Source organism: Xanthobacter agilis (assembly GCF_021730435.1).
In the GTDB taxonomy this organism is placed as follows: Bacteria; Pseudomonadota; Alphaproteobacteria; order Rhizobiales; family Xanthobacteraceae; genus Xanthobacter; species Xanthobacter agilis.
Genome location: NZ_JABWGX010000006.1, coordinates 171,057 through 185,595 on the forward strand (window position 1 = coordinate 171,057; position 14,539 = coordinate 185,595).

The 14,539-nt window shown below is 68.0% G+C and carries 8 protein-coding genes; 2 read left to right on the top strand and 6 right to left on the bottom strand.

The genetic code is table 11. The features are described from left to right. Positions 1-13 precede the first annotated feature (13 nt). From HUW53_RS06330 to HUW53_RS06345, 4 genes are all read right to left on the bottom strand, one after another. Positions 14-2,077, bottom strand: a complete 2,064-nt coding sequence (locus tag HUW53_RS06330; RefSeq protein ID WP_237344906.1) for an ABC transporter permease — start codon at positions 2,075-2,077, stop codon at positions 14-16. Then, complete coding sequence (locus tag HUW53_RS06335) at positions 2,074-3,108, bottom strand: quaternary amine ABC transporter ATP-binding protein (protein WP_237344907.1); 1,035 nt, start codon at positions 3,106-3,108, stop codon at positions 2,074-2,076. Before HUW53_RS06335 ends, HUW53_RS06330 begins: the two co-directional genes overlap by 4 nt. Positions 3,109-3,217: 109 nt before the next feature. Further along, entirely contained in the window at positions 3,218-4,165 is a 948-nt protein-coding gene (locus HUW53_RS06340; protein WP_237344908.1) for an ABC transporter substrate-binding protein, read from the bottom strand. A 248-nt stretch (positions 4,166-4,413) separates the two neighbouring features. Next, positions 4,414-6,861, bottom strand: a complete 2,448-nt coding sequence (locus HUW53_RS06345) for a GcvT family protein (protein ID WP_237344909.1) — start codon at positions 6,859-6,861, stop codon at positions 4,414-4,416. 240 nt (positions 6,862-7,101) lie between these two features. On the opposite strand from HUW53_RS06345, the gene hisN reads away from it, so the two are divergent. After that, the gene (hisN, locus tag HUW53_RS06350; RefSeq protein WP_237344910.1) at positions 7,102-7,875 is read left to right on the top strand and encodes a histidinol-phosphatase; all 774 of its coding nucleotides are present in this window, start codon (positions 7,102-7,104) and stop codon (positions 7,873-7,875) included. Positions 7,876-8,137: 262 nt separating this feature from the next. Here hisN and HUW53_RS06355 read toward each other — a convergent pair whose 3' ends face one another. Next, positions 8,138-9,235 carry a methyl-accepting chemotaxis protein gene (locus HUW53_RS06355; protein ID WP_237344911.1) on the bottom strand — a complete coding sequence of 366 codons (1,098 nt, stop codon included), beginning with the start codon at positions 9,233-9,235 and terminating at the stop codon, positions 8,138-8,140. Positions 9,236-9,635: 400 nt separating this feature from the next. Between HUW53_RS06355 and HUW53_RS06360 the strand changes: the two genes are divergently transcribed. Beyond that, entirely contained in the window at positions 9,636-10,757 is a 1,122-nt protein-coding gene (locus tag HUW53_RS06360) for a helix-turn-helix transcriptional regulator (RefSeq protein ID WP_237344912.1), read from the top strand. 34 nt (positions 10,758-10,791) lie between these two features. Here HUW53_RS06360 and HUW53_RS06365 read toward each other — a convergent pair whose 3' ends face one another. Beyond that, a complete protein-coding gene (locus tag HUW53_RS06365) occupies positions 10,792-14,124 on the bottom strand; it encodes a DNA translocase FtsK (protein ID WP_307499643.1) in 3,333 nt (1,110 codons plus the stop codon). Positions 14,125-14,539 lie beyond the last annotated feature (415 nt).

The window sequence follows — 14,539 nt, forward strand, 5'->3', positions numbered from 1 at the left end:
TCCCTGCCGGTTCTCAATGTCCGTTGCGGGCCTTCAGCCGGGCGCTGCCGGCGGCAATCAGCCGGTCGGCGATCATGCCGATGAAGGCCACCGAAAGGCCCGCCACCAGGCCCAGGCCCACGTCGGCCTTGGCGAGGGCGGCATAGGTCACCTGGCCGAGGTCGCGGGTGCCCACCAAAGCGGTGATGACCAGCATGGAGAGGGCCAGGAGAATGGTCTGGTTGAGGCCCAGCAGCATGTCGGGCACCGCCAGCGGCAGCCGGATGCGGGTGAGGATCTGCCGTCGCGTGCAGCCGCTCATGACGCCCGCCTCGATCAGGTGGGGCGACACCTGCGCCACGCCGTGGGCGGTGTAGCGGATGGCGGGCGCGATGGCGTAGAGCACGATCGCGATCAGGGCGGTAAAGTCGCCGACCCGGAACAGCATCACGATGGGGATGAGGTACACGAACGCCGGCAGCGTCTGCAGGGTGTCGATGATCCATTCCACCACGGTCCGCAGCGCCGGGCGCTGGGCGCAGGCGATGCCCACGGGCACGCCGATCAGCACCGAGATCATCACCGCCACGCCGCACAGATAGACCGTGATCATGGTTGCCGGCCACAGCCCCACCACCGCCATGAAGGCGCACATGAGGCCCACCGTGAGCGCGAGCCGCACGCCCCCGAGCCAGTAGCCGGCAAGGGCCGTCACCGCCACCACCCAGGGCCACGGCAGGGCCAGCATGAACTGCTTCACCGGCGCCAGGATATTGAGCAGGATGAAGGTTTTCACCGCATCGAGGGGGCCGTTGAAATTGATGTTGATCCAGGACACGAGATCGCCCCAGAACGGCGCCGTGGACAGCCGCCAGCCCTCCGGATAAGGCGCGATGGTGGGCCAATGGGCCGCCGCGAGCCAGCCGGCCGCCGCCAGCACCAGCGCGGCATAGACCGCGTGCCGCACCCGCCGCCGGCTGTGCTCGGCCCGCCGGTTGCGCCGGGCGTTGAAGGCGAGCGCCTGGGCGAAGCGGTCGAGCAGGATGGCGAGCACCGTGATGGCGAGGCCGGCTTCCAGGCCGCCGCCGATGTCGAGCCGCCGTAGCGCCGCCAGCACGTCCCAGCCGAGGCCGCCGGCGCCGATCATGGAGGCGATGATGACCACGTTGAGGGACAGCATGATCACCTGGTTCACGCCCACCATGAGCGCGGGCATGGCGGAGGGCACCAGCATTTTCCAGGTGATCTGGTGGCGGGTGCAGCCGGTCATGCGGCCCAGCGCCTCGATCTCCTCCGGCACCGCGCGGATGGCGACGATGGTGATGCGCACCATGGGCGGCACCGCATAGATGATGGTGGCGATCATGGCCGACACCGGCCCGAAGCCGAACAGGATCAGCATGGGCAGGAGATAGGCGAACACCGGCATGGTCTGCGCCACGTCCAGCAAAGGCGAGATCAGCCGCTCCAGGGTGCGCGAGCGCACGCAGGCGAGCCCCAGCAACAGGCCGCCGATGGCGCCGATGATCGACGACACCAGCACCGAGGCGAAGGTGACCATGGCGCTGGTCCACTGGCCGAACACGGCGAGATAGGCAAGGCCGAGCGCCATGCCGAGCGCGAGCCGCAGCCCGCCGATGGCATAGGAGACCGTGGTGGCCGCGATCACCAGGGAGAACCAGGGGATCGGCGGGAATAGCTGCACCGCCTGCGAGCCTTCGCCCTGCATCACGCCGGTGGCGAAGATGGCCTTGGCCATGGTGAGCGGAATGTTGAGCACGGCCGAGAGGGCGCGGGTGAGGTCGCGCACCGTGAACAGGCCGAATGAGGCGCTGTTCATCAACCATTTCATGACATCGGAGATCCACGCCGCAAGCGGCAGGTGCCACGCCGCGGGATATTTCACGGCCCAGGCCGGCAACAGGTCGGCCGGCAGCATCACTACCACCGCGGTGAGCACCGCCACCGCGGGCCACACCAGCCGGCGCCAGCGGAAGGGCGCGGCGGGGGGCGCCTGCTCGGGGGCGTTCTGGCGGGCGTCTTGGTGGGTCGCTTGGCGGGTAGCTTGGCGGGTCGCTTGGGTGGTCGCCATGGTCATGCGGCCACGCTCCGGGGCTCGCGGCCCACGAGCACATCGATCATGGCGAGCCGGTCGATGGCGCCGAGGATGCGGCCGTTGTCCACCACCCCATAGACCGCGTCCGTGGATTCCACCTGATGGGCGAAGGCGGCGATGCGGGCGCGCGCATCGATCAGACCGGCGAACCGCGCGTCGGCCGGGGCCGGGCGCATGACGGCGCGGGCGGTGAGGATCTTGGCGCGCGGCGCCTCGCGGGTGAAGGCGCGCACATAGTCGGTGGCGGGGGTGAGCACGAGCTCTTCCGCCGAGCCGATCTGCTCCACCTTGCCGTCCTTCATGATGGCGATGCGGTCGGCGATGCGCGCCGCCTCGTCGAAATCGTGGGTGATGAAGACGATGGTCTTCTTGAGCATGCCTTGCAGGCGCAGCACCTCGTCCTGCATCTCGCGGCGGATGAGGGGGTCGAGGGCCGAAAAGGGCTCGTCCAGGAACCACAGATCGGGATCGGCGGCGAGCGAGCGGGCGATGCCCACGCGCTGCTGCTGGCCGCCCGACAATTCGCTCGGGAAGCGGGCCTCGCGGCCCTTGAGGCCCACGAGCTCGATCATCTGGTGGGCCTTGGCCTCGCGCTCGGCGCGGGTGCGGCCCTGGACCTCCAGCGGGAACGCCACGTTCTGCAGCACGTTGAGATGGGGCAGCAGCGCGAAATGCTGGAACACCATGCCCATCTGGTGGCGGCGGATCTGGATCAGCTCGCTCTCGGAATATTTGAACAGATCGCGCCCTTCGAACAGCACGGCGCCGGCGGTGGGCGCGGTGAGGCCCGACAGGCAGCGCACCAGCGTGGATTTGCCCGAGCCCGACAGGCCCATGATGACGAAGGTCTGCCCGCGCTGGATCTCAAGATTGACATCGCGCACGGCGGCGGTGACGCCCGCTTCGGCCAGGGTGGCGGCATCGGCTGAAAGGCGTCCGTCGACGACGAACTTCCGGGCTTTCGCCCCATAGAGCTTGGCGACGTCGCGACAGGCGAGAACGGGATGGCTCATGGCTGTGTGGCCTTGGAAACGAAGGGGGCGGCGCACGCACCCGGGCGGAGCGGTCTCCTCCCGGGTGCGGTCTTGGTTTCAGGACAAGGGAGCGCCCTTCAGGCCGCGGTCACGGCTTCACCCAGGGCTTCCAGGTGGGCTCGTTCTTACTCACCCAGTCCGCCGCCACGTCTTCCACCTTCTGGCCCTCGATGTCCACGCGGGCGGCAAGCTCACCCATGGTCTGGTTGTCGAACTTGTATTCCTTGATGATTTCGTAGGCGCCGGGCCACTTCTTCTGCATGCCGGACCACACCGCCTTCCAGATCGGGCCGCGCGGCTTGGCGCAGTCGTACTTCATTTCCTTGTTCACGCCCCAGGCCGGATCTTCGTAGCAGGCCGCCTCATAGGCCGGGAACTCCACGAACTCGCCCTTGTACTTGATGGGCGCCCAGTGGGGGGTGTAGATCCACAGGATGATCGGGGCCTTGCGCTCGTAGGCGCTCTTCAGCTCGGCGAACATGGCGGCGTCGGTGCCGGCGTGGATCACCTCGAACGGCAGGCCCAGGGCCTCCACGCGCTCCTCGTCATAGCCGCCCCAGGTGGACGGGCCGCCCAGATAGCGCCCCTTGGGCGCGGTGTCGGGGGTGGCGAAGGCCGCGCCGCACTTCTTCAGGGCCTTCCAATCGGGCAGGCCCGGGCACTTTTCCTTCATGTATTCGGGAAACCACCAATCCTCGCGGGCTTCCATGCCGGAGGAGCCCACATTCTCCACGCCGCCGGTCTTCACCGCAGCGTCAAGGGCCTCCTGGGCGGTGGTGGCCCACACTTCGGGCGCAACCGTCAGATCGCCGGTGCCCATGCCCGAGAATTGGGCAAGATAATCCGCCGGCACATATTCCACGTTGTAGCCGGCCTTCTTCAGAATCTCGCCCATGATGTGGGCGCTGAGGAGCTCGCCGGTCCAGTCGTTGAGAGTGATCTTGATGGGATCCTTGGATTCGGGCGCGGCGTTGGCCGTGCTGACCGCCATGGAGACGACGCCCGCGAGGGCGATGCGAGACAGAGTGTGAAGCATGCGGAACCCCTTTGGAAGTTTATCGGCGGCTTACTCCGAAGCCGTTCACTCAACAGAAATTTCAATTCGTGTCAGGAATGAAGTGGAGCATATTTTGTTTTTTTCCAACCTGCCTGCGCGAATTTGTGGCTTTCTGTGACTATTTTGAAAGCACCGGGTTGAGCCTCCTTTGTTGATCGATGGCGGGGATCGGGGCAGGCGGAAGCCACGGCCGGAGGGGCTGCGGCTTCCGCGAGGTCGTTGGCCGGTCAGGCCAGAATCTTCTTCATGTCGGGGTCGTAGAGGGGCGCCAGATGCACCTTGGCGGGCACCCGAACCGTTCCCACATCGAGCTCATAGTGTCCCGACAGCACGAAGGCGTCGTCGAGCCCGGTCTCCGGCTGGCGCACATAGCCGTAGCCGATGGGCTTGCCGATGGTGTGGCCGAAGCCGCCCGAGGACAGCCAGCCGACCCGCTCGCCATCGCGATAGAGGGTCTCGCGGCCAAGCAGCACCACGCTCGGGTCGTCCACGGTGAAGCCGGCGAGGCGCTTCCGGAGCGGCGCGGCCCTCTTCTGCTCCAGGGCTTCGCGGCCGATGAACGGGGCATGCCCGTCCAGCTTGATGGCCCAGCCGAGGCCGCTCTCGAACGGGGTGTGGTCGGGGCCGATGTCCGAGCCCGAGGCCCAATAGCCCTTCTCCAGCCGCAAGGTCTCGATGGCCCGATAGCCGGCATTGCGGATGCCGAATTCGGCGCCGGCCGCCATCAGGGCATCATAGACGGTGGCGGCGAATTCCACCGGAATGTGCAGCTCCCACCCCAGTTCGCCCACGAAGGTGAGGCGCAGCGCCATCACCGGGGCGCCCGCCAGATTGATGGTGCGCAGGGTGGCGAACGGAAAGCCGGCGTTGGAGACGTCGTCGCGGGTGAGCTTTTCCAATACCTTGCGGGCGTTGGGCCCCATCAGCGACAGCACCGAATACATGGACGAGACGTCCATGAGGTGGGCATCGAGCGCTTGCGGCAGGTGGCGCTTCAGCCAGTCGAAGTCCTTGGTGGCGGCGCCGGTGCCGGCGACGATGTAATAAGCGGTCGTAGACAACCGCCCCACCGTGAGGTCGCACTCGATGCCGCCGCGGGCGTTCAACATGGGCGCATAGGTGAGGCTGCCCACGGGCCGGGTCATGTCGCCGGCGCTGACGAAGGAGAGCGCCGCCTCGGCGTCCTTGCCGATCAGCATGAACTTGGCGAACGAGGTCTGGTCGAACACGGTGACGCCCTCGCGGGTCGCCTGGTGCTCGCGGGCCACCGCGTCGGTCCAGTTGGGACGGCCGAAGGTGTAATGGTCGCTGGCGTCTTCGCCTTCGGCGGCGAACCAGTTGGGGCGCTCCCAGCCGAGCTTTTCGCCGAACACGGCGCCCTGGGCCTTCAGCCGGTCGTAGAGGGGCGAGCGGCGCAGCGGGCGCCCGCTCTTATGCTCCTCGTGGGGCCAGGCGATGGTGTAATGCTTGGAATAGGCTTCGAGCGTCCGCGCGCGCACCCAGTTCACGTCCTGGTGGTTGCGGCCGAAGCGCAGAATGTCCACCGGCGAGAGGTCATAGGGCGGCTCGCCGCCGACGATCCATTCCGCCAGGACCTTGCCCGCGCCGCCGCCGGAGGCGATGCCGAAGGCGTTGAAGCCGGCGCCCACATAGAAGCCGGTGAGTTCCGGCGCCTGCCCGAGGATGAAGTTGCCGTCCGGGGTGAAGCTCTCGGGGCCGTTGATGAGCTGCTTGATGCCGGCGGTCTGGAGCGCGGGCACGCGGCCCAGAGCCAGCTCCATGAGCTGCTCGAAATGATCGAAATTGGACTGGAGGAGCTGGAAGTTGAACTTCTCCGGAAAGCCGCCAACGGCCCACGGGATCGGGTTCGGCTCGTAGCCGCCCATGACGAGGCCGCCCACTTCCTCCTTGTAATAGGTGAGGCGGTCGGGATCGCGCAGGGTCGGCAGGTTGGAGGTGACGCCGGCGATGCGCTCGGTCACCATGTATTGGTGCTCCACCGAGACCAGGGGCACGTTGACCCCCACCATGGCGCCCACCTCGCGGGCCCATTGGCCGGCGCAGTTCACCACGATCTCGCAGGCGATCGGGCCGCGGCTGGTTTCCACCACGGTGACGCGACCGCCCTCCACCTTGAAGCCGGTGACCTCCGTATCCTCGAAGATGCGGGCCCCGTTCATGCGTGCGCCCTTGGCGAGGGAGCCGGTGATGTCGGAGGGGTTGGCCTGGCCATCGGTGGGCAGGAAGGCGGCGCCCACCACGTCCGAGATGTCCATGAGCGGCCACAGCTCCTGGGCTTCCCTGGGGGTCAGCAGGTGCATTTCGAGGCCGAACGAGCGGGCGGTGGTGGCCTGGCGCTTCACCTCGGTCCAGCGTTCCGCGTTGCAGGCGAGGCGCAGGCCGCCATTCATCTTCCAGCCGGTGGCTAGCCCGGTTTCCTGCTCCAGGGTCTGGTAGATCTTCACCGATTCACCCAGCAGCTGGGTGATGTTGGCATTGGAGCGCAACTGCCCGACGAGGCCGGCCGCATGAAAGGTCGAGCCGGAGGTGAGCTTGTGGCGCTCGATGAGCACCGTGTCCTTATAGCCCAGCTTGGCGAGGTGATAGGCGGTCGACGTGCCGATGATGCCGCCGCCGACGATGACGACCTGGGCCTGGGTCGGAAACTCAGCCATGAAGATCCCCTGAAATGGTCCCTGGCGGGCTGCGCGCTCACGAGGCGGCGCACGGTGCTGGAGCCCGCGAACCCCCACATGATTCCCGTTGGAGCGCGTCAAAGTCAACGAAAATCCACAAACAAATATTGCTTTGTGTGGCAAATGGAGGTTTTTGGGGGTGGTTGCACGGTGCCCGGAGAAAGCCGGGCTGCCGGCCGCGGGCGGATCCTCCGGCGTCCCGCGCAGAGAGGGAATTCAATGACCGATATGGATGCGGATCTGGTCGCGGCCTTCGCCGCCGAGCTTGCCGACACGGCGCGGACGCTGGCCCGCGCGCACTTCCGCAAGACCACCGCCTTCGAGCGCAAGGCGGACGAGAGTCCGGTGACCATTGCCGACAAGGCGATCGAGGCGGCGCTGCGCGCGGCGATCACGGCGCGCTTTCCCGGACACGCCATCCTCGGCGAAGAGGCGGGCCTGACCCGCGGCGACGATCATCTGTGGGTGGTCGATCCCATCGACGGCACCAAGAGCTTCATCACCGGCATGCCCCTGTTCGGGGCCCTCATCGCCTTCGCGCGGAGGGGGGAGCCGCAGGTGGGGGTCATCGAGGTGCCCGCCCTTGGCGAGCGTTGGGTCGGGGTGCCGGGCCGCACCACCTTCAATGGGGAACCCGCCCGGGTGAGTGGCTGCGGGGCGCTGGAGGATGCGCGGATCTACACCACATCGCCGGACTTCTTCACTCCGGACGATTGGGCGCTCTATGACGCGCTGAGCCGCAAGGGTGCCATGCGTCGCTTCGGCGGCGATTGCTATCAATACGGGCTGCTGGCCTCCGGCCATTGCGACCTCGTGGTGGAGACCTCGCTTCAGCCCTATGATTTCATGGCGCTGGTGCCGGTGGTGGAGAATGCGGGCGGGGTCATGACCGATTGGCAGGGGCGTCCGCTGGGCCTCGGCTCCGATGGAAAGGTGGTGGCGGCGGCGTCGCCCGCGCTGCATGCGCAGGCGCTGCGCCATCTCGGCGCCTGAAGCAGCCGGCCCCGGTCGGCGCCAGGCGGGTTGCACCCCGGCGCCGCACCCGCCCTGACCCAGGGGCCACGTGCCGCCCTCAGGGCCGATTGGCGCAAGCACGCGATGGTGCTCCGGCGCGCGGGCCTCCCGGCGTCCGCTCCCTCGGACCGGCGGGGGCCCTCAAGCGCTGGCTTGAAACCGGCGCGGACCGCCCTGGTGCGGTACGCTTGGCGTGGTGCGTCTCCGCGATCCCGGCGCGCGCGTCGGTGGGAAAGGCGGGTCAGGCCTGGTTGAGGGCACGCAGGAACTGGCTGACTTCCTTTTGCAGGTTGTCGGCTTCGCCGGCCAGCCGGTTGGCGGAGGACAGCACGCTGCCGGCCACGGCGCTGGTCTGGTCGATGGCGTCGGCCACGCCGGCGATGTTTCTGGAAATCTCGCCGGTCCCGATGGCGGCCTGCTGGACGTTGTCGGAGATTTCCACCGTTGCCGTCACCTGCTGCTGGGCGGAATTTGCCACCGCCGCCGCGGTTTCGCTGATGTCGGCGATGGACCGGCTGATGCCGCGGATCGCCGCCACCGTGGAGGAGGTGGCGCTCTGGATGTCGGCGATCTGCGCCGAGATGTCCTCGGTGGCCTTGGCGGTCTGCCCGGCAAGGGATTTCACCTCGCTCGCCACCACGGCGAAGCCCTTGCCCGCGTCTCCGGCACGCGCGGCCTCGATGGTGGCATTGAGGGCCAGCAGGTTCGTTTGCTCGGTGATCTCGCGGATCAGCTCCACCACCGAGCCGATCTTCTCGGCATCCTTGGCCAGGCGATCCACCACGGTGCCGGTGCGATTGGCCTCGTCCACGGCGGCGGCCGCCATGTCCGACGCGGTGGACACCTGCCGCCCGATCTCGCGGCTGGAAACGGTCATCTCCTCGGTGGCGCCGGCCACGGCCTGCACGTTGGCGGAGGCGTCCTGTGACGCGGAGGCCACCACATTGCTCCGCTGCTGGGTCTGCTGCGAGGTGGCGAGCATGCTGGCGGCGCTGGTCTGAAGTTCCGTGGCCGCGCCGGTCAGGCTTTTGACGACCCTGGTGATGACCGCCTCGAAATCGCGCGCGAGGGTCGCGATCCTGTTGCCGTGGGCGATCTTGGCGTCGGCTTCGGCCCGGTTGGTGGCCTCCAGCCGGGCCGTCTTGATGAGGCCCTCGCGCAGGATCTCGAAAGAGCGCGCGAGATCGCCGATCTCGTCCTTCCGCGACTGGTAGGGGATCGTGAAATCCGTCTGTCCGCGTTGCAGGGCGGAGGTGATGTCGACGATCCGCCGCAGGGGCGGGACGATGGTCAGAATCAGGATGCAGACGATGACGCTGCCGATGGCGATGCCCAGCAAGCCGAAGACTAATGTCGGCGTGAACGATTCTGGATGGAATTGATACAAATTGACGAGGTGGAGAATGAAAAATGTCCACGCGGCGACGATCGGAGGCAGGAAGCAAAGGACAATGCGAAGGCCCAGTCCTCTGGTGAAAATGCCAAGAAGTGTCACAATAGCGTAAAACACGATGGCATTCCCCCGCCTCAACGCAGCACAACATGGCTTGGGCCAGGATCGCGGCACGCACAATGCCGTTCTGTTGGGATGGCCATGATTATTGGGAGGCAAGCACATGGAGCTTGCCGGAAGCTGGGATCGTGCGCCCGCACCAGCGCCGCCCGCACCTTGACGGCGCCGGGCCTTCGTTTTGGGTTGCCGCGGGCCTGTCTTATGCTTGCGAGGCAAGGGGACGGACATGGCGGAGATTGATCTTCTGGAGGTGATCGAGCAGCTCTACGGGGCGGCGCTCCAGCCGGAGCAGTGGCCGCAGGCGCTGGAACGGATGTCCGGGGCCTTTGGCGCGGTCGGCACCTCGATGGTGCCGCTTGGGATGGACACCGTCATGCGCTCCCTGGTCTCCCCTGACCTGGTGGATGTTCAGGCGGACTATGAGCGCCTCTGGTGGCGCCACGACACCCCCGGCCAGCGCATTGTCGCGCGCGGAATGAGGCCCGGAACGACGGGCAGCGACCGGATGGTGATGAACGAGGAGGAAGTCCGACGCGATCCCTTCTATCGGGAATTTCTGTGGCGCCATGGCATTGGCGAGATCCTGGCCGCTTTGGTCGGCGGCCGTGACGGTCGGCTGGTGTCGGTCGCCGTTCACCGTCCGCTTGCACGCGAGCGCTTCCAGCAGGACGAGATCGCCCGCATGGCCCGGCTGAGCGCGCATATCGGGCGGGCTGTTTCCATCACCACCACGCTGGTGGAAGCCCGCCGCCTCTCCAGCGATCTTGCCGATGCGGTGGACCGCTTGGCCTGGGGCGTGCTGCTGCTCGATGGCGATGGGGCGGTCCGCCATGTGAATGCGGTCGCGGAGCGCTTGCTCGGGGATGGCCTGACGGTTTCAGCGCGCCGCGCGCGGGCGGCCCATGCGCAGGATGACGCGCGGCTTCAGCGCGCCATCGGCGCCGCGCTTCCGGGCTCCGGCGGGATGCCGGCCCGCGGTGTCTTGATCCGCCGGCCCAGCGGCCGACCCGCGCTCTATGCGGAGGCGGTGCCGGTTCGCCCACGCTGCGAGGCGCTTGAAGTCATCACCTTTGGTGCCGGCGGCGCGATGCTGCTGGTGCGCGACCTCGGCGCGTCCGTGCCGAACCTCACCCAGCACCTGTGCGATCTGGGTCTCACGCCGGCCGAAGCCCGCCTCGCGGATGCCATCGGGCGGGGCGGTCGGCTGCGCGAGATCGCCGATGCCCAGCGGATTTCCTACGAGACCGCGCGCAGCCATCTGCGGTCGATCTTCATCAAGCTCGGCATCGGGCGGCAAACCGAGCTGGTGGCCATCCTGAGCCGCCTGGAGGCGGTGACTTCGCCTTGAATCCGGCGCGCCCGGGAGCGCGCCGGATTCAAGGTCAGCGCTCGTCGTCGCGGTCGCGGCCGAAGGAGAGGATGTCCCGTTTGCCGGCGTGGTTGGCCGGGCCCACGATGCCCTCGTTCTCCATGCGCTCCATGAGGCTCGCGGCCTTGTTGTAGCCCACCTGCAGGCGGCGCTGGATGTAGGAGGTGGAGGCCTTGCGGTCGCGCAGGACGATGGCCACCGCCTGATCGTAGAGATCGCCGCCGCCCTCGCCCATCTCGCTCTTGTCGAACACCGCGTCGTCGCCGCCGGACGGGCCGTCGGCCTCTTCGTCCTGTACCACGTCCTCGAGGTATTCCGGTCCGCCCTGGGCCTTCAGGAAGGCAACCACATGCTCCACCTCGTGATCGGAGACGAACGGCCCGTGCACGCGGGTGATACGCCCGCCGCCGGCCATGAACAGCATGTCGCCCTGGCCCAGCAGGGTTTCCGCGCCCATTTCGCCGAGGATGGTGCGGCTGTCGATCTTGGAGGTGACCTGGAACGAGATGCGGGTGGGGAAATTGGCCTTGATGGTGCCGGTAATGACGTCCACCGACGGGCGTTGCGTCGCCATCACGAGGTGGATGCCGGCGGCGCGGGCCATCTGGGCGAGGCGCTGGATGGCGCCTTCGATCTCCTTGCCGGCCACCATCATCAGGTCGGCCATCTCGTCCACGATGATGACGATGTAGGGCAGCGCGGAGAGGTCCATCTGCTGCTCTTCATAGAGCGCTTCGCCGCTTTCCTTGTCGAAGCCGACCTGCACCTGGCGGGTGATGACCTCGCCCTTTTCCCGCGCCTCGGCCATCCGGGCGTTGTAGCCGTCGATGTTGCGCACGGCGAGCCGCGCCATCTTGCGATAGCGGTCCTCCATCTCCTTCACCGCCCACTTCAGGGCGATGATGGCCTTCTTGGGGTCCGTCACCACTGGGGTGAGCAGGTGCGGGATACCCTCGTAGACGGAGAGTTCCAGCATCTTGGGGTCGATCATGATGAGCCGGCAGGCCTCCGGCGTGTGCCGGTAGAGCAGGCTCAGGATCATGGTGTTGATGGCCACCGACTTGCCGGAACCGGTGGTGCCCGCCACCAGGAGGTGGGGCATGCGGGCGAGATCGGTGATGACCGGCACGCCGCCGATGGTCTTGCCGAGGCACAGCCCCAGCTTGGAACGCGCCTCCTCGAACTCCTGGGACGCCAGCAGTTCGCGCAGCCACACCGTGTCGCGGCGGCGGTTGGGCAATTCGATGCCGATCACGTTGCGCCCTTCCACCACCGCCACGCGGGCCGAGACCGCGCTCATGGACCGGGCGATGTCGGCGGCGAGGGCGATCACGCGGGAGGATTTCACGCCTGGCGCCGGCTCGAACTCATAGAGGGTGACGACCGGGCCGGGATTGGCGTCGATCACCTCGCCGCGGATGCCGAAGTCGCGCAGGATCTGCTGGAGCATGGCCGAGCTCTGGTCGAGGAATTCCTCGGACAGCTCGAAATCGGGCTCCAGCTGGGGCGGTTCACGCAGCAGGTCCAGGGGCGGCAGGTGGTAGGCGAAGGGGTTGTGCGCCACATCCGCCGTTGCGCCGGCGGCATCAGCCGCCGGGGCTTCCGGCGGCGTCGGGCGCGTGGGCAGGGCCGCGCACACCGTGTCTGCGACGGTCGCGCCCGTCGCTTCTTCCGCCGTCGCCTGGGCGGGCGAGCTGCTGTTGATGCTCAGGTGATAGGGTTGCCAGGCGAAATGGGCGCTGATCTGGCTGGCCGCACGGGTGGCGGCGTCCGCCTCCGCAGCCGGGGCCTCCGGCGCGCGTGGTGCGAGGTCCTGTTCCCGCACCGGTGGCAGGACGAGGCGGCCCACCACGATCATCCGGGTGAGCGGGCGCAGATGGGCCGGTGCCACATCTTCCGCCGCGGCACGGACCTGCGGCGCCGCCGCTTCCAGGCGGGCCGTGGCATCCTCCAGGGCGGCGGCGGCAAGCTGCGCCAAGGTGCCGTCCAGCGGCGTGTCGTCCAGGCTCTCGGCGAGACTGTCGGTTAGGGAATGGGTGTCGTCGGCGCCGTCGGTGGTGTCATCGGTGGCGGTGTACATGGCTATGTCCGTGGCGGATGGTTCGCCCGACGCCATCTCCGCCGACACGACCTCCTCGACCGCCGGGGTCTCCGGCGCGCGCTCCGGATGCTGGATAAGGGGCGTATCGCCGAGCATCGGGCCGACCTGTCCGGGGATGCCATCCCCGTCGAACGCAGCGGCCGCCGTCGCGGGCGCGTCCTGCGGCGTCAGCGCATGGCTTTCGCCGATCTCCATCGCTGCCGCGTCAGCTTGCGGCAGGACGGTGCTGGGCGCCACTTCGGCGGCCGCCGTCGCGGCTTCGCACCCTTGCGGGAGGGGCGATGTCGCCTCGGCGATCAGGGCGTCTGTTCCGATGGGGGTCGCGCTGGCAAGCCCGGTGTCGTCGGATGCGGGCGCGAAAACGGGGGCGGACGGCGCCTCGGCTTCGGCCGGCTCCGTGGCGCGCATCGCAGGCAAGCTCTCCGATTCGCAGGCCATCGGGGGGTTCTCCGGCGAGGAGAATGCCTCCCGGTCGGTGGCGGCCCCGTCCCCGTCGGGGATCGGCGCGGGTGCCCAAGCCACCGGGTCGGTCGGCGCTTCGGCCGCCGGGAGGGGGGTGGCCGGCGCCAGGATGATGGTCTCATACGCGCAGGGCAGCGGCGCGATGAGCGCCGGCGCCGGGATGGCCGCGACGGTGGGTTCAAGCTGTTCCGTGACGGTCGCCGACGGGATGCCGGGGGCTTCGGCACCGGCGTTGGCCGCGCCGTCGAAATCACCGGCCGGGTGTTCGGGCATGGGCGCGTCGTGCCAGGACAGCACGGTTTCCACGCCGCTCTCGTCCACGCTCCAGCCCTCGGCGGCGGGGGCGTTGTCGTGGATGCTGTCCACGGCGTCCGGCCAGGCGTTCTCGCGCGTCGCGCGCAGGGCGGGAAGGTCGGAGAAGGCCTGCTCCAGCGCCGCGATGTCCGCCTTCACGCTCGGCACCGGCAAGGCATCTTCCTGGACGTCCAGCGGCATTTCCAGGAAGTGCCACGAGGCCCCCGCCGTGCCGTAGCTGGGCAGCGGTTCGGGCTCGGGCTGGGCCTGGGGCTCCTCCGGCGGGCGCAGAAAGTGGTCTGGCGTGCGGGTGAAGCGAGTGTTCTGGTCGAGGGTGAAGGGCCGCAGCCAGCTGGGCACGAAATCGGCGTTGATCCAGCTGTGCACCGTGGAGCGACCCGGATTTTCGAGGGTGGCGTACTCCTCATCCTCCGAAACCAGGAGCGAGGGGAAGTTCACCATTCTCGGAGGCTGGTTCGAAGACGACATCGGTGCAAATCCACAGCAACGCAGGACCCTCCAAGGCATAGGCGCGCGACCTTAAAAGGAGGTTTCGTGCGCCGGCTTCCGGCCATCGCGGCGCCTTTCTTTCCTGTGCACGGCGGTGGATCATGCGCCGGCGGGGCCGCTGTCCGTGCGCTTTCGGTTCAAGCGATCGGCAAAAGGGGGTACACCGGGAGCCGTTTGCAGCACTCGGCAGCACTCGGCAGCATCCTGGGGCGCTGGGCCCGGCGCGTTGGGTCTTCTGCGCTTTCATCAGGCTGCGGGCCGCGCGCGGAATAAAGCGTGAATGCCGTCATGAGAGGGTTTGACGTGCGCCGTGGCGCGCGGAAGACGCTTCAAGGTCCAGCCTGCTCGGTGCCCGAGCAAACCCTGTTCGCGCCGGTTGAGGGGCGGGGCCGTT